The following is a 20,636-nucleotide window of genomic DNA, read 5'->3' as shown; positions in this document are numbered from 1 at the left end:
ATTACTAAACTCCGTTTTTGGAGGAAGGAATGTTATCCATGCAAATAGGGAGTAAAATCAAGAGACTTCGTCTTAAAAAAGGATTAACGCAAGAAGAGTTAGGTGAACGGACGGACTTGACGAAAGGTTACATCTCACAATTGGAAAGGGAAGTTACCTCTCCTTCCATTGAAACATTATTCTCTTTATTGGAAGTCCTCGGAACAACTCCGAAAGAATTCTTTGAAGATCCGAAGAAAAACCTGAAAGTGGTCTACTCACCTCACGATCAAACAACCTATGTCAATGATGAACTCCGCTATAAAATACGTTGGCTAGTGCCCCGCTCGAATGAAAACGAAATGGAGCCAGTCCATATCACTTTTTCATCGAACGGAGAATTTAAGCAATTTGAACCCTCTTCAGCAGAAACATTCATTTATGTATTGACAGGGAAAGTAGAAATTGAATTGGGAAAACGTACATACACAGCCAACAGAGGCGACTCTGTCTATTATGAAGCGTCGGATCATCATCGGATTTCCAATGCAAATGACGGGCCAAGTGAACTGTTACTCGTCGCTACAGAATCTTATTTATGAAAGAAGGAGGATAACAATTATGACAACTGAACCAATTATTCGTTTTGAAAACGTGAGCAAACAATATGGTGAAGATACAACGGTTTTGGATGGTGTCTCGTTTGAAATGGAACGAGGGAAATTTTATACATTGTTAGGACCTTCAGGTTGCGGAAAAACAACAATCCTTCGGCTAATTGCCGGTTTTATTGAACCAACTGAAGGCACGATTTACTTTAACGGAAAAAATATTAATGCGGTCCCAGCAAATGAACGTCAAGTAAATACCGTATTTCAAGACTATGCACTCTTTCCTCATTTAAACGTGTATGAAAATGTCGCGTTCGGCTTACGCATCAAGAAAGTAAAAAAAGCTGAAATCGATACACGTGTGAAGGAAGCGCTAAAATTCGTAAACTTAGCTGGTTATGAAAGTCGGGAAATTACAGAGATGTCTGGCGGTCAACGTCAACGTGTAGCGATTGCAAGAGCAATCGTCAACGATCCGGAAGTCATTTTATTAGATGAACCCCTTTCGGCCTTAGACTTGAAACTGCGCTCTGAGATGCAATATGAGTTACGGGAATTACAGCAACGTTTAGGAAAAACCTTCGTGTTTGTTACACACGACCAAGAAGAAGCACTCGCGATGTCCGATGAAATTTTCGTCATGAATGCAGGTTCCATCCAACAATCAGGCACACCAATCGATATTTACGATGAGCCGATCAACCGTTTTGTTGCTGATTTCATCGGTGAATCCAATATTGTTTCCGGAAGAATGATTGAGGATTATGTAGTCGAATTTACAGGTAAACGGTTTGACTGTGCAGATGCAGGATTACAGCCAAATGAGAAAGTAGATATCGTTTTGCGTCCAGAAGACTTGGAAATGACAACGGTCGATAAAGGAAAATTGAATGTGACTGTCGATACACAGTTGTTCCGTGGTGTTCATTATGAATTGTCAACATACGATAGTGACGGTAATGAGTGGCTCGTTCACTCGACAAAGAAAGCTGAAGTTGGAGCTGTCATTGGACTGGATTTTAATCCTGAAGATATTCACGTCATGCGATTGAATGAATCTGAAGAAGACTACGATGCAAGACTTGAAGCCTACGGAGCGATTGCTCATGAAGAATAATCGACTCCGTCCCGTTTATACGATCCCTTATGCTGCATGGATCATCTTGTTCGTTCTTGCACCGATTGCACTCATTGTGTACTATTCATTTTTCGACTTGACCGGCAATTTTACAGTTGAGAACTATCAAAACTTCTTTTCGTCCGTTTATTTGACGTTGACGCTCAGTTCTTTTTGGTATGCATTTCTCATTACATTTTTTTCGTTGCTGATTGCTTACCCAACTGCATACTTATTGACAAAAACGAAGCACAAGCAACTTTGGCTATTACTGATCATCATTCCATCATGGATTAATTTGTTACTGAAAACGTATGCTTTTATCGGTTTGATGGGATTGTATGGACCCGTAAATGCATTTTTGGATGTAATCGGCATTGGCAAACAACAAATTCTATTTACGGATTTCAGTTTCGTCTTTGTTTCGGTTTACATTTTCATTCCGTTTATGATTCTTCCGATCTTTAATGCACTTGACAAGTTAAATCCAGCTTTAATTGACGCCTCACGTGATTTAGGTGCTAACTCATGGACAACGTTCAGGCGGGTCATTTGGCCGCTTACCATTAATGGTGTGAAATCGGGCGTTCAAGTCGTATTTATTCCTGCATTATCACTCTTCATGATTACAAGACTTATTGCGGGGAATAAAGTCATCACACTAGGTACAGCAATTGAACAACAATTTTTAGTCACACAAAATTGGGGCATGGGGTCCACCATTGCCGTATTCCTTATTTTGTTCATGTTCATTATCATGCTCGTAACAACAGCTAAAGAAAAGGAGGCGACTAACAATGGAAAGAATCGGTAAGCTTCCTAAACTTTTTTTGGCGGTCGTTTTCATTATTTTATATGCACCCATCTTTTATCTCATTTTCTACTCCTTTAATTCGGGTGGCGGCATGTCAAATTTCGAGTCTTTCACGCTTGAACATTACGCAGCAGTTTTCGAAGACAAACGACTCATTATTATCGTCATCAATACAGTAATTGTCGCCTTGCTTTCTGCCTTATTATCAACAACCATTGGCGTAATGGGCGCACTTGCCATCTATTTCATGCGAAATAAAAAAATGCGGAATGCAGTATTGTCGTTGAACAATATCCTAATTGTCAGCCCAGATGTTATTATTGGTGCTTCATTTCTCATTTTGTTTACAATTCTTGGCGTGAAGCTAGGTTTTGCATCTGTGTTGATTTCACATATTGCCTTCAGTATTCCAATCGTAGTGATCATGGTATTGCCTAAACTTGCTGAGATGAATCCAACGCTAATTGACGCTGCACTTGATCTAGGAGCAACGCGAAAGGATATTATGAGGAGAGTCATCCTACCTTTCATTCAACCCGGAATATTTGCTGGCTTCTTCTTAGCTTTGACCTATTCATTAGACGATTTTGCAGTTACATTTTTCGTTACCGGAAATGGATTCTCCACGTTATCAGTTGAAATCTATTCAATGGCAAGGACAGGGATCAGCTTGACGATTAACGCCTTATCCGGTCTAATATTCATCGTCACCGTCCTATTAGTCGTCGGCTACTACGCCATTAATCAAAAGTTAAAGACTCCTTTTGCGGGGGTGAAGAAATGAAATCTTTATTACAAGTAGCAATACTTATTTTGGCTGTATCAGGAGTTCTCTTCTTCATTAATGGAGAATTGAGCGAAGGAAGTAAATCAGGAAAAAATACCATTACCGTCTATAATTGGGGGGAATATATTGACCCTGAATTACTAAAACAATTTGAGCAAGAGACAGGCTATAAAGTCATTTATGAAACCTTTGACTCCAACGAGGGAATGATGGCAAAAATCGAGCAAGGCGGAACAGCATACGACATATCCGTCCCATCCGAATACATGGTTGAAATGATGGTCGAAAAAGATCTTCTTTTACCGATTGATTATAGTAAAATTCCAAATATCCAACATATCGATTCTTATTTTCTCAACTTGCCATTTGACCCTGGCAATACGTACTCAATCCCGTACTTCTGGGGCACTGTAGGAATAGCTTTCAATCCAACGCTACTCGAAGGGCAAACGTTCGAAAGTTGGGATAATCTATGGGATCCTTCGTTAAAGCAACGTGTCATCCTCGTAGATGGTGCACGCGAAACAGTTGGTATGGGCTTAAACTCATTAGGGTACTCGCTAAACTCAACAAACCCTGCTGAACTTCGGCAAGCTGTCGACAAGCTGAAAACACTCAAGTCAAATGTTAAAGCAGTGATTGGCGATGAAGTAACCCAATTAATGATTAACAATGAAGCTGCCATCTCCTTAACATGGTCTGGGCAAGCTGCAGATATGATGTATGAAAACGAAGATATAGACTATATCGTTCCAGAAGAAGGTTCAAATTTGTGGTTCGATAATATTGTCATTCCAAGAACGAGTAAAAATATTGAAGGTGCCCATGCGTTCATTAACTTTATGTTAGACCCTGAAGTAGCGGCTCAAAACGCAGATTACGTTGGGTATTCCACACCTAATCAAACTGCTTTGGACCTTATGGATCCTGAAGTTGTATCAGATGAACGTTTTTATCCCGACGAAGAGACAAGAAGTGAATTAGAAGTATATAAAAATCTCGGCCTTGAATTACTAGGAATCTACAATGAACTGTTCCTTGAATTCAAAATGGACTTGAACAACTAAAGATAAATTAATCGTATGAGAATGACTGGAGTCTGCATACCGGTACAGACTTTAAAGATCACTTTATACGAATCCTTGAAAGAGGCTGGGACAGAATCTTAAAATGCATGTAGGCAAATTCGCCATCATGCATTTTTTCTACTTTTAATATGTTTCTTTTCATATTAATGAGTGGATCGGAGCGGAAAAAGGCCGACTCCTGCGGGATTTAGCGCGAATGTTGAGACCCCGCAGGAAGCAAAGCGAAGCGACGCGGACGAGGAGGCTCAAGCGCGCCCCGCGGAAAGCGTGCCTTTTGGAGCGCAGAGGAACGGTCTATTTAGAGTTTTGTCCCAGTCTGTTTTATGTACTGTTCCTGATTTGTTTTACGCTTCGCATACCTTTGCATCTCGTATTAACTAACCAAATCGTTTCCTTTTCTCAATCGTGTGTATTTGGCTATTTACTATGGTAAACTATTTCAATAACGTAATTACTATATTGAAAGGCGGTGCGCATTTGACAGGTTCAAAATCCACCAATATCGCACTTATCGTTTTGATGTTCAATATGTTCATCGCGATGGCGGGCATCGGTCTAATTATTCCGATCATGCCTGAATTCCTAAAAACTTTCGGCGCCGCTGGTATGGTACTCGGATTCCTCATCGCAATCTTCTCTTTTGCTCAATTCATCTTTTCTCCTCTGTCAGGAGATCTTTCAGACCGACATGGCAGAAAGAAAATCATTATTATCGGCTTGTTCATATACGGTGCTGCGCAACTCGCTTTTAGCTTATCTACAGAATTATGGATGCTTTTTGCCGCAAGATTCTTTTCAGGATTTGGTGCAGCTTTTCTTGTACCGCCAATGATGGCATTCGTTGCGGATATTACAACACTCGAAGGAAGAGGAAGAGGAATGGGCCTATTAGGTGCTTCCATGTCGTTAGGTTTTATGATTGGACCAGGCATCGGGGGATTCCTTTCAACAATTAGTTTACATTTTCCATTTTATTTTGCTGCAGGTGCTTCTTTTTTTGCAGCACTCTTATCGATCATCATTTTACCGAATCCTACACCAACAATTTCAATGGAAAAACAGCAAAAACGACAAGATCATCTTTTTAAGCAACTAGTGAAATCTACAAAAACACCTTATTTTGTCTTACTAATTGTCATGTTTGTTTTTTCATTTGGATTGGCTAATTTTCAATCGACGATTTCTTTGTATGTCGATCAAAAATATGGCTATACGCCTACCCAGATTGCAGTTCTCATCACAGTCGGTGGGTTTGTAGGCGTTATCGTCCAAACATTTGTCATCAATCCATTGTTTAAGCGATTTGGGGAAATGCGTATTGTTCTGGTCAATCTTCTCATTGCAGCCGGTGCGATGCTCGCAATTCTTTTTGTAGATCTTTTTTGGACGATTCTATTGGTCGCTACTGTGTTTTCCACCGCTACTTCCCTCTTGCGTCCAGCAGTCAATACGCTCGTCTCTAAACTTGCAGGAGAAGAACAAGGTTTTGCAGCAGGTATGATGAATGCATATATGAGTTTAGGAAACATGTTTGGACCAGCACTTGCAGGCTTTATATTTGATATAAATTATACATTTCCTTACATACTCGGAACTGCGATCTTACTCATTTGCTTTGCCATTGCTAATGTCTGGTCTGTCAAAAAGAAAAGTATCATTGCAGCTACACGGACTTAATAAGTTCCACTTACAGTCCTTACTATCTACAAACAAAAGCCCCTTACTCTCTCGCATGTATGCTAAAGAGTAAAGGGCTCAAATTTTATTATCTTCTCTTTTTCGCTTTTAATAAAGCACCTACATGGTCTTCGGTCGATGAAGGCGTGGAGACAGACTCCGTATCATCTTTCTTTCTTCGTACAAGTCCTCCTAACATACCAAAACGACGCAATGTAATATCTACGAAAAACAGAATCATTCCTAGCATCACAAGCCACTGAGCAATCGGTAGCTGATCAGCACTTTTATAAGGATGAGGACGAAAAGCTTCTGTTGGATCTTCCAGCACTTTCCCACCTGTACGTTCTGAAATTTTTTCTAATAGCTGAACATTCGGCTCAGCGTATTTGAATTCATCACTATAAGGAACAGAAACACCCGCTTCAAAGAGTCCTCCTTTATCGTCTGAAACACCAAAGAATACAAGTCCAGGATCAGTATCCAGCGTAACTCTCACTTTCCCCGGTGCGAGTGGTTCTGATACAAAATTCACATCATTTCCTTTTTCATTTACAATGGCAATATCCAGGAACGCTGAATTTTTCGACGTATCCGTCACTGTATATGTGCCTCCACGTTCATGCGTAATTAGATACGGGACACTTTCATACGACGGTAGCAATCGAGAAATAGCCGCGTTCCAGAAATCACCATATCCTCCCCACCTCGCAAGATCTCCAGCCCACTTACCTGTAGAATCAGATGTAAATGCAACGGTACGTCCTAATCCATACATCCATTCAGCAAGAATAGGGTCTTCTTTCGGACTCTCAGCGACAATCGTTGACGTGCCTTTTGGAGTTGTTGCGATATATGCATTCATTTGTGGAACTCCTTCTGTAAAGAGTGAAGTCCATTCAGGCACATTTTTCAAATTCATATAAAATGGATTGTCCTCAATATATGTTCTCGTCAGCATAGAAGTCTCACGGGTTAGAATAGCAGGGACTGTCGACTCATCGATTGCATTATAAAATCGGCCTCCCCCCAATTCAGCGAGTTCTTCCAATAGACCAACATCTGCATCTGTGCCAATTGATACGGTAGATAAAGTAACGTTATTTGTCTTACCTTCCGTAATGATGTCTTCATAATCCGAAGGCATCGATGATTGGCCGTCCGTCAGTAAAATAATATGCTTCCTCTGAAGCTTCAAATCTGCCAAGTCTTCATATCCTTTTGCAACGGAGGGGAAAATATCAGTTCCGCCTGCTACCGGTATAGAAAGAATTTGATCGATAACATCTTGTTTATCTCCCAGTGTCCCTACAGGAATGACTTCCCAAATTTCATGATCAAACGCTGTAAAACCAAACGTATCATCATTTCGGAGAAGATCGACTGCTCGGGCAGCAGCTTCCCTTGCAATGACAATTTTAGATCCCGACATACTGCCAGATCGGTCCATTGCAATGACAAGTCCAAGAGATGGTAATTGCTCTTTCCCTTTCACTTCCATCTCAACAGGTAACAACCTCTCAATTGGTGATTTAAAATAACCACCAAGTCCAAAGCTATCTTCACCACCGACCATCATGAAACCTGTACCGAAATTTTTAACAGCTTGTTCAATCACGGTCATTTTATGCTCACCTACAAGATGACCAGGGACATTGTCAAAAATAATGGCACCATACCCTAAATAACCCGACAACGTTTCAGGCAGTTGTTCTGCCTGCAAAACATCGACATCCATTGCATTCTGATCCAACAAAGAAGGAATGACAGATGGATTACGTTCAGTTTGAACAACGAGCACTTTCGGTGATTGCTCCACCATTGTTACGGAAAGCATTCGATTGTTTTCGAGTAGACCATCATTTGGAACAATGAGCTTCGCTTCATATTTCAACAAACCGGACCCTTTTGCCTCCATGGAATAGGTGAAGACATTCCCACCTTCGTCCAATACAACTTCTTCCCGATTAATCTCTTCATCGTTTCGGTAAATAAGCAATTGCCCCGCTGTCTTAGACGATGACTCAACTTCAACACGAAGTAGCTGCTTTTCTCCTTCAAACGCAGTTCGCGGCGTGTCGAATAATGAAATGGACGCATCTGCCACATTCGTTTTCTTCAATACAACGGTATCAATCTGGACATGGCTATTTTCATACTTCGGGAGCAATTCCTCGATCGACCCATCCGTCTCCAATCCATCCGTTAACAGAACAAGTCGAGTTGCTACATTCCTTTTTGCTAATGCAACAGACAAATCGACCGCGTTCGCAATATTAGTCTTATTCGCTGTAGGTAACGGTTCAGGAGATGCTATATTTACTGCTTGGTCTGTCAACTGATGATCTGTTCGAAAGCCACCTCCGAATGAATAAATGCCGGAAGCTTGATACTCTTTACGTTCTTTTAAACTATCCGCAATCCATTGATCAGCTAGCTGACCGGCATCTTCAATCGATACAGACCTATCCACGACAAACAAGATTTGTTCTTCTTTATGCGGTAGATTAATATAGGGAACGGTTAGTGCAAATACAAGGGAAAGGATGACTGCACTTCTTAATACAAATAAAATTGCACCTTTACTAATGACTTTTAATTTTGATGCTTTCCACGTATAACCCATATACAGTCCAATCGGAACAAGCAAAAGCAGCCACAACGGTTCAACTATTCGGATATCCACGACGTCTTTGCACCTCCCACTCTAGTACTAACAGAAGGAGAACTGGCAATAAAAACAGCCAACCTATCAACCTTTTACCTTCTTCTTGGTTTTTCTGTTGGGTAGAACCGAGTTGATAGCCTTTTCCATCCGCAACTGTTTTTTCTGCAGCATCAAGTTGTACAGATAGAAAGTTCTCATCACCTTCATCGAGTAACTTATAGATGCCTGGTTTTGAAGGGGCAACAAAACTATTACCATCCGCGAACGTCGTTACATATTGATCATCCAGGGTGAATAATTCTAGGGATTCGACACCGCCTGTCACAATTGCCTTACGTTCATTTGGTGTAAAAGAGCCGATAAGTTCACGATCCGTTGTCAACAATTCTGAAGCACTCCAAAAAAACAACGGAAACGACGGATGTAATGGCCAATCTGTTAAGTCGATATCTGTTAATACTACAATATCCCCTCGAGAAGACTGCTGAATGAAAGGCCTATCATTGATTGAAGCAAGTGTTGTGAAACCCTCAAATGGAGGATAGAGTTCACTTACATACACTTCTTCAATCGAAGCAACTGTAAATAATGGGTTTGGTACCGTCTCAATGTCCCCCGCTACTTCTTCTGCCGGAACGTCATTTCGCCCAATTAACAAAATTGGTTCCGTCCCTTCATCTAAAAAAGAGGTCTGATTTGTGACAAGCATCGCTTGATCTCTTGATAGGTTCAATTCATTTGTAGAACCAGTTGTTACAGCCAAGCCAATTGCCTCAAATGCTTTTTTCACAAGTTCATGGAGCTGAACGTCAACAATAACTTCCGTTGACTCTTTTCCTAACAACACGATTGCTTCATTATCCAAAAGATAGTCATCTTCCGCTTCTATCTTCACACTAACAACAGTCATTACTGGTAACTCCTTAAAGCTTAATAGCTCTTCCGATTGCCCTTCTACAACTACATTTTCTGACGCAAGCTGTTCACCCGTCAATTCATTCTTCAGCAGGACTGTCCCTTCCAGCTTCATCGCTGACTCATTTTTCAATTTGACAATTGCTTCTGTATGATTCTGAGAGGAAACAGCTCCAAACTTTTCAATCGCAATATTCGTGAGTGGTTTGTCGTTGTTGTGAACGTTCCACGATATACCATTTTCGTTTTCCATAAAAAATGAACGATCCAAGTAATCTGTAAAAATATGAACATCTGCGCCGCCTGTTTTTGCAATAGATTGGACGATTTCAATTGCCCGATCCATATGTTCATGTTCGTAGTTCAGTTCCAATTGATCAATTGTCCCTAGAATCAAGCGTAAATCTTTTTCTTCCCGCAAAAGGAAAGAAGGCTCTTTACCAGTTGTGATAACGGAAATCGCTTCCCCTTCTTTTTCTTCTGCTAGAGCAAGTAATTTTTTCTTGTTCCGCTCAAACAACGATACTCCGTCAACCATAGCCCCCATTGAGGCTGATGTATCAATGACAAAAATTGAATGTTCTCCCACCACGTTCTCTTCAGCAACATAAGGCTTTAGTAACACAAAGAGAAACAATAATAACGCAGCCATTTGTAAATAAAACAAAGCATTTTGTTGTAGATTTTTTAAATAGGGCGATACTTTCGTTTCACGCATCGACCTTTCCCAAAATAAAGTGGATGAAATTGTCGTCGTCACGTATTTCTTCCGAAAAAAATAATAAAGAAGGACGGCGAGCGGGAAAATTGCCGTCCACAAATTATTCAATTGATCCAAACCCACTTAGCCGTCCCCCTTCAACGTAGCCAACCAATATGGCGCATCTTCTTAGTAAACACTTCCATGACGCCATCTGTAACTTCTGTACGCACCAGCTGGATACCGTATTTATTCGCCAGTGCTCGTATTTCCGCTTCATGCCTACTTTTCTTTTCTTGATACTGTTGTACGATACGGTGATTTAGTGATACTTCCACGATTGCTTCATCCTCAACATCAATAAATCTTACATCCCCTTCATAAGTCGGCACTTCTTCTGTACGAGAATGTATTGTCATAACACGGACGTCTCTGCAAATACCCGGAAGTCTTTTAAAAAGCAACTCCCACTTTGACAGTTCTTCCAGCCCGTCTGTAATGATGAACAATACCGTAACGGCCTTTGGAACATGACGAAGCGCATGATCAGCAAAACCATTAGGGGACGACGGTGCTGGTAGTTGCGAAACGAATTTTTTAAAGGAAGCCCGATGGAGTGCCCCCTTCTTTCTGAAGAAATAGTTCTGCTCTGCTGTCCAAGTTGAAAAGGAAACGGTATCACCGCTCTTTAATGCAATCTGTCCAAATCCAATTGCAAGCTGGCGAGCAAAGTCCCACTTGCCATCCGTTCCCATCGATTTTGTGGAATCGAGCAGTATATGTATCCGCATCTCCTGTTCGTCCAAAAATTGTTTAATGAACGGCTTATCTGTACGGGCAAACACATTCCAATCGATGTGGCGCAAGTCATCACCGGGATGATACTCTCTAAAATCAGAGAAATCCAATGAAGTACCTGTTTTCGTTGAACGATGTGTCCCTTTATGGTGGCCAAGACGCCGTGATTTTGTCGCAATGGTTAGTGCACCTAACCTTTTTGTCAAACCATCCGGAAAGAGTTGTTCACCCATTAGACAGATGCTCCTTGGCGAATCTCTTCCAATAATTTATCGATCAACTGATCTACGTCGACACCTTCCGCTTCACCTTCATAATTGATGAGGACCCGATGGCGTAATGCAGGTTTAGCGACTGTCTTAATATCAGCAATTGACACATGGAAGCGTCCAGAAACAAGCGCTCTTGCTTTTGCTAAACGAATAATGGACTGCAAGCCCCGCGGACCACTTCCGTATTGCACGTACTGGCTCCATTCGTTACCTGTTTCAACTTTTTGATGGGTTGCAGCAATCAAATCGACTGCATAATCGACCATTTCATCTGCAATTACGACAGTTCTAACCATTTCTTGTGCTTCAATGATTTTAGTAGCTGTCATCACTTTTTCTACACCGATTGTACGAGGTCCTGTCGTTCGCTTCATAATTTCTTTCAATTCTTCTTTTGTTGGATACGGAAGTAAAATCTTGCACAAAAATCGGTCCATTTGCGCTTCAGGTAAAGGATATGTCCCTTCCATTTCAATCGGATTTTGAGTTGCCAATACAAAAAATGGATTGGCCATTTTTCTCGTTTCACCGAGAACCGTTACGGTCTTTTCTCCCATCGCCTCTAACAGAGCACTTTGGGTTTTAGGTGTCGCTCGATTGATTTCGTCTGCAAGGACCATTTGGCCAAATATCGGACCTTCTTTGAAGATAAATCGTTGAATTCCATCCTTATCACGTTCTAAAATACTTGTGCCTGTAATGTCTGCTGGCATTAAATCAGGCGTAAATTGGATACGCGCAAAGGATAGGTCCAACACTTCAGAAATTGTTCGAATAAGCATTGTTTTTCCGAGACCTGGTAAACCTTCAAGTAATGCGTGACCGTCAGCTAATATGGAATACAGACAAAAGTCAACTGCTTCTTGCTGGCCAACGATGAATTTCCCAATCTCACTCCGCACTTCAGCAAGTTTGCTACTCATTTCTTCAAATTGTTCAGGTGAAAAAGACATGTATACATCCCCTATCATTTATCATTCAATTGATGAAAAGTAATCAGAAAGGACACGTTGTAAATCTGCTGGAAGTTTCATTTTATCAGACCCTTTTAGATACGCATCTTTGTAATTTCCGATTACTTCTTTATACGGACGTATCGTCCCTTTCTCTGTTAACCCTTCCCGCTCGTTCTCTTCGATGAAATCCCCTTCACCAAGTTTTCCACTGTCGATAGATGAATTGGTTTGTTTTCCTATTCTGTTTGCAGGAATGGATAAAAGGTCACGACCACCTTTTCCAGTACCTGCTCCCATTCCACTTCCCGGCCCTTGACCTTGACCTTGGCCCTGGCCTTGACCTTGACCCTGGCCTTGACCTTGACCTTGACCTTGACCTTGACCTTGACCTTGACCTTGGCCTTGGCCCTGACCCTGGCCTTGACCTTGACCTTGACCTTGGCCCTGACCTTGACCTTGACCTTCGCCTTGACCTTCGCCTTGACCTTCGCCTTGGCCTTCGCCTTGACCCTCGCCTTGGCCCTCGCCTTGACCTTCGCCTTGGCCCTCGCCTTGGCCTTCACCTTGGCCTTCGCCTTGGCCTTCGCCTTGACCTTGACCAGGTTTACCGTTTCCGGTTGAATTACTTGAACCAGATTGTGTAGATTTTCCGGCATTAGCCAATGCAGGCAATGCTGGTGCTTTGCCGATTTTATTTAAAGCACTTTGAGTCTTCCCGGCTTGTTGTGCTAATTGGTCAACGAGAGGTTGAAGTTGATCCAACTCCTCTTGTTCGGAATCATTCAGCCCTTCAACAGATTGTTTCTCAGTTAACTTTTGTTCTTTCAATTTTAGCTCTTTCTGTTTTTTCACTAGCTCCTTCAGCAACTGCTCAGATGTTGGACTTTCTTTTAATTGATTAGCTAGTTCTTCGAGTTCTTTTTTTAACTCCGGTACTTTTTCTTTCTTCGCTAAATCTTTTATTTCCTTTTTCAACTCTTCAACAATCTCTTTTTCTTTTACAACTGCCTCTGCTTCTTCTTGTGCAACTGACGGGAACAAAAAGAGCAACGTTGAACAGATTGAAAAAACAAAAATACCCACTATCATTTTTGCATGGATAAAATGCTTATCCCGTTTCTTAAATTTTTCGTACGCAGTCGGTACTTGCGCCTTTGCATTACCGACTAGTACATCGGCTAAATTTGTTTGTTGGTCGTCCACATCCAAAGCCGTAACAAGAAGATTGTGCGGTAAATAATGATCCAGTCTCCACACAGCTTCTTGACGATGAATTCGTTTCAAAAGGATAACAATGACGGCGATGAGAAGTGTGCCAAAAGAAGCCCAAAAAGCAATCTGCTCATAGTAAGGCAGGATAAACAATCTGGAAGCGGCAAGTATTACCGTATAAACCAGGATGGAGATGAACAAACCTGTTTGCAATTGATAAATCGATCGCTCAAAGCGAAGAGCTCGTAACGCACGATCTACATATCGTTGTAATGCTCTTTTCCCTTCCAAAAAGTTCACCTCATTTTAATTTTTTCATATTAACACGCAATCTCTTTACTGCAATGAAAAGAGAAAACATGGTAAGAATACCGTAGAAAATTAAATAACCTGCCCAAATAGGAAAATCGATATTCGTCATCTCATGAATGGTTCGATTCATATCAGGTGATAAAAAAGTAGCAAATAAAACCGCCGGATTAATGGACGCCAAAAACTGGCCTAAATAGGACGGTGACATAGATGGTGTACCCATTTGTGTATACATTTTCATTTGCATCGTTATGATGAAAAGGAAGCCAGTTACGACCGAAAGGAACAACATTGAGCCATACGTGACAATCATCGACACAATTGTTCTACGGAGTAATGTCGAAAACATTACGCCTAAGCTTCCGATTGCAAGCAAAGTCACAAATAAAAATAGAAGCATTTTTAAAAAATGCATTGGCGAAATACCACCAAACAAAAACACCAAACTGTAAACTGGAAGACCTGCAACAATGAGTAATAAAAGAAATGCTACCGAAGACAACATCTTTCCAGAAATGATTTGGAAAGAGCTTTGAGCTGTCGTCAATAGGATCGGTAATGTCTGCTTTTCCCGTTCAGAACTTATAGCTCCCGCTGTCAAGCCAGGTGCCGTAAACAGCACAAGACCTAATTGTATATAGGATAGAAACGCAAAAAGGACGAAACTTTGACTTGGTCTGAAATAAGAGCTACCACCAATATTAACGGTGAGAAAAATGTATCCAAAGACAAACACACACATTGCAAGTAAGAAAAACAAGATGCCGTTGAAGCCTTTAAAGGATCGGAAACGCAATTTCAGCTCTTTCGCAAGAACAGGATTGTTGAAACGCATATTCAGTCCGCCCCTTTCGTTATTTCCATAAAGACATCTTCTAAATTCGTAATATGCTCCATGAACGATAATATTTGTATATTTGCAAGCATTGCTTTTCGTAACATATTTGCTTGCTCAATATCCGTTCCTCTATAAGTGAAAGAGAATCCATCGTTTTCCTCAAGCAACTCAACAGTACTAACATAAGGTTGTTCTTCAAAAAATGTAATCGCTTCTGCTCGATCACCGACTGTGCGCACTGTAATTTGCTTTTCACCTTGCAATTTTTTTTGAATTTCCGTTACAGATCCATGTGCAATTAACTTCCCATTATCAATTACACCAATTTCATCACACATCTCTGCAAGTTCCGGCAGTATATGTGATGAAATCAAGATGGTTTTACCCATCCCTTTCAGTGTTCTTAAAATGTCTCTCATTTCAATTCTTGCACGAGGATCAAGTCCTGATGCTGGTTCGTCTAGAATCAGAACTTTTGGATCATGTATAAGACTTCTTGCCAAACATAGTCTTTGCTTCATTCCACGGGATAATAAGTCAACATACGAATATCTTTTATGGGATAGATTAACAAGCTCTAGTAATTGTGGTATGAGTTTTTTTCTTTCATCTTCTGGAATTCCATAACTAGCTCCATAGAAATCCAAATATTCATCCGCTTTTAACTGATCGTATACCCCAAAGAAATCCGGCATGTAGCCGATCAACTTTCGTATTTCACCCGGTTTCTTTCTCACGCTAATTCCATTAATGAAAACATCCCCTGAAGTAGGTTGCAACAAAGTCGATAAAATGAGAAATGTCGTTGATTTGCCTGCTCCATTTGCACCAACAAATCCAAAAACCGTCCCTTCATCTAACGAAAGGTTTAGATTATCTAACGCAGTAAATTGGCCATATTTTTTTGTTAGTCCCTGTATGTCAATCATTTCTTCACCTCGCCATGCAACTTGATGATTGGGGGTTGTGCCTCATTGCCATGCTGTTTATTGATAAAATCCAATTTCAATTTAACGACCCCATCTGTTGTTAGGTAACGATCTAACGTATCAATTGTCAAACTCGTTTCCGATTCAAGTGGTTCGTATTCGTTTGTTTGGATATTTAATATACTCACATCATACAAGTTCTTCTTAATCTTTGAGATATCCATGGACTTCCACGTAAACGCTTTTTCTAGCAAATCTTTCGGTAGATGCCATGATTGGATGTATACATCTTCGTCAAAATAATACATGTTCCCTGCGTACCCACTTGAATGTGCAGGCATATTATTCACTTCAGACAAAAGCTCCATCGTCATCATTTCGGCATCAACAGAAAAAGCTCCGCTAAATTCGATATTCGGTGTAAAAGCTTGTGACACCATCGTGAATGCATCTGTTGATGCTTTTGTGCCTTCCAATTCAACTGGAATAATCTTTGTATCTGTGTAGCCGATTACGACTGGCTTTGGTTGGTTATTCATGAAATCACCAGAAAAAGAAAGGACACTATCTTTACGCATTTTCATTAGATCATCCGTCGTCGCAGCAGGTTGATAACCCATATACATGGAATTTGAGGACTGCTTTCTGATGAGCGTAGATGTTTTTAACGTTTCATTCACTTTCACTGTTTCTCCAGGACCTAAATCACCAACTGTAATTTGTTTTGTTCCAGACCAAATCGCCACATCACTTAATGGAAAAGGAAAATTGTTTGTAATTTCACCCGTTAACTGTTTATCTTTTACGGTCAGATCAATTGCAAACGTACCGACTTCGTTTAATGTCGTTTGACCAAAAACGGTCGCAACGTCCCAGTATCCGACGTCTCGTACATACAAGTTCAAACTACTCGCATCTTTTTCCAGTATCGCCCTTTTATGCGCACTCGTCCCCATTTGAGAAGGACCGAAGAACCCTGAAGAATACGGTGTAAATGTTGATAAAATCGTCTCACGAGGTGCTGTGAACACGAAGTCTCCACCTTTATGTGTTAAAATCGATTCAACAAAATACCCTGTCATCGTTCCGTCCTGATTGACATCGAAAACAGATGTCTGTTGAATTTGTGCTTTCCCAATACGATCGTGCGCACCATATGCAAAAATGAATACGGAAACGACAATTGATATGGCTGGGATGATCCACCAAGCATGTTCCCGTTTGTCTTTCCGTTTTAAAACAAAATATAATACAGGGATAATAATAATGATATATAGAATGATGATTCCGAAAATGAACGGAGCGGAAACTTTAAAAGAAGGAAACAATTCATTTGCATTACCGATTGTCCAGCGCAAAGAGTCCATCGGTTGGTCATAATAGTTCATACTTCCGCCTACCATTAATGATTGTTGCACATTATTCAGCATCTGATTCCACACGATAGTTGCATCAGATACTTTTGAAAATGGTTCATCCCCAACCGAGAAGGCAGTCTGTACGACCATTCCTTTTCCGAGTTGGTTGGAAGCGGCTAATATGTCTGAACCAGATGCATGGATAACAGTTGCTCCCTTGTTCAATGTCGCCTTTGCTATTTGAATATCTTCTGTGAATCCTTTTCTTTTTGTCCAGTCATTAAAAACCTGTGGGCTGATTGTTTTGTTTTCAGCAACTTTAAGAGGCAAAAATTCAGCAAAAGTACCTGCCTCGGCATCTACATGATCCGATCCACCAAACACGATGATGCCTCCACCTCGAACCCAATTCACAAGAGATTCCTGCTCTGATGGAGATAAATCCGCAACTGGATATTCGTCTATGATAATAATATCAGCCGGTCCCCATCCAGCAGCTTCATCAGGCAGTTTAATGGATGCCACTTTTGTGCTATCAATCACTTGAGTAGAAGAAGTATTATTCAATCGGATGCCTTTTACTGCAGAAAGTCGATCAACGTTATCTGTAAACGTTGTGATGATTTTCGTATCTTCGTGATACATGGCAACCGTTATTTGTTGAGAACCTTTATGCTGAATTTCTTTACCTTTTTTCCATCCACCTTCATAAAAGTAAATAGATTTCGTATTTAATCCATACATATTAAAATCAAACATTTTCGAAACAACAAAAGATACGGTTTTTGTTTCACCTGCTTCTATCGACAAAGGAAAGACTTCTCCAACACCCGATTCATACGTTTGTTGCGTATCGATGACCATGTCACCGTTAAATGTTGAAGTTCCATTATTCTCGACTTCAATTAAAATCGGTGCTCCTTTTCCGTATTTTGCCTTGCCGTCAAAACCCGCAGACACCTTCACTTTTAATTCTGGTGCTGCAGCCGCATGGACAGTTGGCAGGAACAAGCATACAGTTAGCAGCATTGCTATGATTGCCCACTGTTTTTTCCACATGTAGACTCCCCCTAATCGGCAATTGCCATTTATCTATTTAGCTTTCTTAATTAGTACGTAGGAAAGGAAAGAAAGTTCCCCTTTATTCTGATTCTTTTCTTAATTTTTCAGCATGCGCCATAACCACTTCTGTAAAAGCACTTACTTGCTTTAACGCAAATGTGGAATCATACCCAATCAGCCATGTATCCCTTGTCAATTCGAATTCTTCTTCACTATTCAAAAGAGGAATTTTGTTTACTTTTTCATCGCCCGTTAACGTAATGTTTGGCAAAATCGCATAACCAATTCCATTCAGTGCAAGTTGTTTGCACGTCTCAATTTGGTCGACTGTAATTTGACGGCCGGGATATTGAGAAAAATGTCGTTGCCACCATCTCTGAATTTCCATGTAATAATTCGAATCACTTTTGAATTGAATGAACGGTCGATCTGTATTTTTCAATTCATCAATGGATTGTATTTCTTGATCGACTAAATACAATTTATCCCTAAATAAATACGTTTTCTTGCTCTTCCAATCCACTTGTCCACGTACAATTCCAACATGGGCCTCCCCATCATAGAGAGCTTTCATAATTTCAGAACTCCAACCTGTCATGAGAGAAACTTTTGCATCGGGGTACATTCTGACAAATTCTTTTAATACTTGCGGCAACCAAGTTTGCCCAATAATGGATGCACACGCAATACGCAACGTACCATGTACTTTATCGGCAAGTGAAGCGATCATTTCCAATGTTTCTGCTTTCTTTAAAATCGTTTCTCTTGCATACGCGATAACAAGTTCGCCTGCAGGTGTCGGTTCCAAGCCTTTTTGTGAGCGGATAAACAGCATTGCACCCCACTCTTTTTCAATCGTCTGTAGACGTTGTGACAATGCCGGCTGCGAGAGAAATAATCGCTCAGATGCTTTGCGCATGTTTCCTTCTTCAGCAAGTGCTTTAATAATTTCCAATTCAGTTGTCGTCACGTTCATTCATCCTCCCTCTTGGAATGCGTAAAATGAGTAATACACTTATGACGGCAAAGAGAAGTACGACAATATAGACCCATTGCAATGAACTGTCCAATGCTTCTTGGAGAGATTGCAACTTCAACGTTGGCAATAACAATCGCTCATCTACGGTTAATAGTGCGTTTATATCATTTACTTCATAAAAAAGGTGCTCTCGCTTAAAAATAAATAAAAGTGATCCATTTAGGACTGCACCAAAAATAGCTGCTCCAATTGTATTGCCGAAATTTCGCATAAACATATTTGCAGCTGTAGCCGTACCTCTTTTTTCCCGACCAACAGATCCTTGGATTGTGACAGTGAACGAAGTGCTAGTTAGCCCCATGCCGACACCAATGAAAAAGCTGGCAACTGCTGCCCATACCGGTCCTGATTCGCTTGACATGAAGACGAACAGAACAGCACCAACAATGAGAGAAAGTCCACCAACAAAAGAGACTGGAAAGGGTCCAAATCTCACTAATAAATGCCCAGCAACAGATGATGCAATAGGCCAGCCAATGGACATCGTCGTTAAAGTAAATCCAGCAATAATTGCAGGTTGTTCCATTACGCCAGTTACAAAAGTCGGCAAATAAGTCGAAACGCCAATGAGAATGACACCAGTCGTCAATGAAACTAGATTGGCATAGAGGATAACCGGATTTTTCCAAATAGAAAATGGCATCATCGGATCTTCTGCAACACGCTCGACAAAAATGAACAAAGTAAAAAGTGCAAGACCCAAAACGAGAAGGACAAAGCTAATAGCAGAAAGTCGGGGAAACCCTTGTCCTCCTTCAACCAACCAAAAAAGAAGGAACGATAACGACAGCGTCAGTAATAACGCTCCTTTCTTATCAATTGCCACTTTACGTTCAACTGCTGGTTCATGCAAAAACAAATAGACACCGGCCATCGCCAATAGTCCAAGCGGAACATTTACCCAAAAGATATATTTCCAATCTACGTATTGAACAATGAGGCCACCGATAACTGGTCCTGAGACGGCAGATATCCCCCACACACTCGACAAATAGCCTTGTATTTTTGCTCGCTCTACCGTCGTGTAAATATCTCCTACGATCGTTGTAGCAATCGGCATCACTGCACCAGCGCCTAACCCTTGAATGAATCTGAAAACAATTAACATTTCCATGGATGTCGCCAAACCACAAAGAATAGAGCCGATTAGAAAAATCGAAAGACCTAAAAAAAATATTGGCTTGCGGCCAAATAGATCAGCAAGTTTCCCATATACTAAAACTGTCACCGTACTCATTAATAAATAAGATGAAAAAATCCAACTATATCTTGAAAAGCCCCCCAACTCTGCTGCAATTGCGGGCATAGCTGTGGAAACAATTGTCGCTTCAACAGCCCCAACGAACATTGCAAGCATAACAGAAACAAGCACGAGCGGCCGTTTTGTCGCTATACCTTTCGTCATATTCATCCCTCCATGACCCAACCATAATTTATGTATACAATTAGGAAAAGGCCCCAATTTGGAGCCTTCCTTGTTACGCATACTGACGAATCAGACTAT

General features: G+C 40.8%; 16 protein-coding genes. 6 read left to right on the top strand and 10 right to left on the bottom strand.

Features of this window, described 5'->3' with window-relative positions; all coding sequences use genetic code 11:
* Positions 1-38 precede the first annotated feature (38 nt).
* The 6 genes from NRI27_RS05105 (at position 39) to NRI27_RS05080 (ending at position 6,073) form a co-directional block, all read left to right on the top strand.
* Positions 39-581, top strand: coding sequence for a helix-turn-helix domain-containing protein (locus tag NRI27_RS05105; protein ID WP_371390056.1), 543 nt, complete (start codon positions 39-41; stop codon positions 579-581).
* 19 nt (positions 582-600) lie between these two features.
* Positions 601-1,707 carry an ABC transporter ATP-binding protein gene (locus NRI27_RS05100; protein ID WP_371389819.1) on the top strand — a complete coding sequence of 369 codons (1,107 nt, stop codon included), beginning with the start codon at positions 601-603 and terminating at the stop codon, positions 1,705-1,707.
* Positions 1,697-2,521, top strand: a complete 825-nt coding sequence (locus tag NRI27_RS05095; protein WP_371389817.1) for an ABC transporter permease — start codon at positions 1,697-1,699, stop codon at positions 2,519-2,521. The genes NRI27_RS05100 and NRI27_RS05095 overlap by 11 nt, the downstream gene beginning before the upstream one ends.
* Positions 2,505-3,305: an ABC transporter permease gene (locus NRI27_RS05090; RefSeq protein ID WP_371389816.1), complete on the top strand. Its 801-nt coding sequence runs from the start codon at positions 2,505-2,507 to the stop codon at positions 3,303-3,305. The genes NRI27_RS05095 and NRI27_RS05090 overlap by 17 nt, the downstream gene beginning before the upstream one ends.
* Positions 3,302-4,375: an ABC transporter substrate-binding protein gene (locus tag NRI27_RS05085; protein ID WP_371389814.1), complete on the top strand. Its 1,074-nt coding sequence runs from the start codon at positions 3,302-3,304 to the stop codon at positions 4,373-4,375. Before NRI27_RS05090 ends, NRI27_RS05085 begins: the two co-directional genes overlap by 4 nt.
* 498 nt (positions 4,376-4,873) lie before the next feature.
* On the top strand, positions 4,874-6,073 hold the full coding sequence (locus NRI27_RS05080; RefSeq protein WP_371389813.1) for an MFS transporter: 1,200 nt from the start codon (positions 4,874-4,876) through the stop codon (positions 6,071-6,073).
* Positions 6,074-6,161: 88 nt separating this feature from the next.
* Here the strand turns inward: NRI27_RS05080 and NRI27_RS05075 are convergent, their stop codons facing one another.
* The 10 genes from NRI27_RS05075 to NRI27_RS05030 form a co-directional block, all read right to left on the bottom strand.
* The gene (locus NRI27_RS05075; RefSeq protein ID WP_371389812.1) at positions 6,162-8,759 is read right to left on the bottom strand and encodes a VWA domain-containing protein; all 2,598 of its coding nucleotides are present in this window, start codon (positions 8,757-8,759) and stop codon (positions 6,162-6,164) included.
* Entirely contained in the window at positions 8,740-10,500 is a 1,761-nt protein-coding gene (locus tag NRI27_RS05070; protein ID WP_371389811.1) for a vWA domain-containing protein, read from the bottom strand. Before NRI27_RS05070 ends, NRI27_RS05075 begins: the two co-directional genes overlap by 20 nt.
* A gap of 14 nt (positions 10,501-10,514) precedes the next feature.
* Positions 10,515-11,387 carry a DUF58 domain-containing protein gene (locus NRI27_RS05065; RefSeq protein ID WP_317941809.1) on the bottom strand — a complete coding sequence of 291 codons (873 nt, stop codon included), beginning with the start codon at positions 11,385-11,387 and terminating at the stop codon, positions 10,515-10,517.
* Positions 11,387-12,379, bottom strand: coding sequence for an AAA family ATPase (locus tag NRI27_RS05060; RefSeq protein ID WP_317941810.1), 993 nt, complete (start codon positions 12,377-12,379; stop codon positions 11,387-11,389). The genes NRI27_RS05065 and NRI27_RS05060 overlap by 1 nt, the downstream gene beginning before the upstream one ends.
* 21 nt (positions 12,380-12,400) lie before the next feature.
* Complete coding sequence (locus NRI27_RS05055) at positions 12,401-13,885, bottom strand: hypothetical protein (RefSeq protein WP_371389810.1); 1,485 nt, start codon at positions 13,883-13,885, stop codon at positions 12,401-12,403.
* A gap of 10 nt (positions 13,886-13,895) precedes the next feature.
* Positions 13,896-14,747, bottom strand: a complete 852-nt coding sequence (locus NRI27_RS05050) for an ABC transporter permease (RefSeq protein WP_371390055.1) — start codon at positions 14,745-14,747, stop codon at positions 13,896-13,898.
* A complete protein-coding gene (locus tag NRI27_RS05045) occupies positions 14,744-15,673 on the bottom strand; it encodes an ABC transporter ATP-binding protein (protein ID WP_371389809.1) in 930 nt (309 codons plus the stop codon). The genes NRI27_RS05050 and NRI27_RS05045 overlap by 4 nt, the downstream gene beginning before the upstream one ends.
* A complete protein-coding gene (locus NRI27_RS05040; RefSeq protein ID WP_371389808.1) occupies positions 15,670-18,090 on the bottom strand; it encodes a DUF7408 domain-containing protein in 2,421 nt (806 codons plus the stop codon). Before NRI27_RS05040 ends, NRI27_RS05045 begins: the two co-directional genes overlap by 4 nt.
* Before the next feature lie 82 nt (positions 18,091-18,172).
* Positions 18,173-19,069, bottom strand: a complete 897-nt coding sequence (locus NRI27_RS05035) for a transcriptional regulator CcpC (RefSeq protein ID WP_317941815.1) — start codon at positions 19,067-19,069, stop codon at positions 18,173-18,175.
* The gene (locus tag NRI27_RS05030) at positions 19,050-20,537 is read right to left on the bottom strand and encodes an MDR family MFS transporter (RefSeq protein WP_371389807.1); all 1,488 of its coding nucleotides are present in this window, start codon (positions 20,535-20,537) and stop codon (positions 19,050-19,052) included. Before NRI27_RS05030 ends, NRI27_RS05035 begins: the two co-directional genes overlap by 20 nt.
* Between the last annotated feature and the right edge of the window lie 99 nt (positions 20,538-20,636).

It is taken from the genome of Sporosarcina sp. OR05, assembly GCF_041414805.1.
GTDB classification, from domain to species: Bacteria; Bacillota; Bacilli; order Bacillales_A; family Planococcaceae; genus Sporosarcina; species Sporosarcina saromensis.
This window is presented reverse-complemented; position numbering and strand designations above follow the sequence as displayed.

Coding starts and splice junctions, on each gene's coding strand:
- NRI27_RS05035 (WP_317941815.1), bottom strand. CDS start 19,069: ATGAACGTGACGACAACTGAATTGGAAATTATTAAAGCACTTGCTGAA.
- NRI27_RS05095 (WP_371389817.1), top strand. CDS start 1,697: ATGAAGAATAATCGACTCCGTCCCGTTTATACGATCCCTTATGCTGCA.
- NRI27_RS05090 (WP_371389816.1), top strand. CDS start 2,505: ATGGAAAGAATCGGTAAGCTTCCTAAACTTTTTTTGGCGGTCGTTTTC.
- NRI27_RS05085 (WP_371389814.1), top strand. CDS start 3,302: ATGAAATCTTTATTACAAGTAGCAATACTTATTTTGGCTGTATCAGGA.
- NRI27_RS05045 (WP_371389809.1), bottom strand. CDS start 15,673: ATGATTGACATACAGGGACTAACAAAAAAATATGGCCAATTTACTGCG.
- NRI27_RS05060 (WP_317941810.1), bottom strand. CDS start 12,379: ATGTCTTTTTCACCTGAACAATTTGAAGAAATGAGTAGCAAACTTGCT.
- NRI27_RS05040 (WP_371389808.1), bottom strand. CDS start 18,090: ATGTGGAAAAAACAGTGGGCAATCATAGCAATGCTGCTAACTGTATGC.
- NRI27_RS05065 (WP_317941809.1), bottom strand. CDS start 11,387: ATGGGTGAACAACTCTTTCCGGATGGTTTGACAAAAAGGTTAGGTGCA.
- NRI27_RS05030 (WP_371389807.1), bottom strand. CDS start 20,537: ATGACGAAAGGTATAGCGACAAAACGGCCGCTCGTGCTTGTTTCTGTT.
- NRI27_RS05105 (WP_371390056.1), top strand. CDS start 39: ATGCAAATAGGGAGTAAAATCAAGAGACTTCGTCTTAAAAAAGGATTA.
- NRI27_RS05100 (WP_371389819.1), top strand. CDS start 601: ATGACAACTGAACCAATTATTCGTTTTGAAAACGTGAGCAAACAATAT.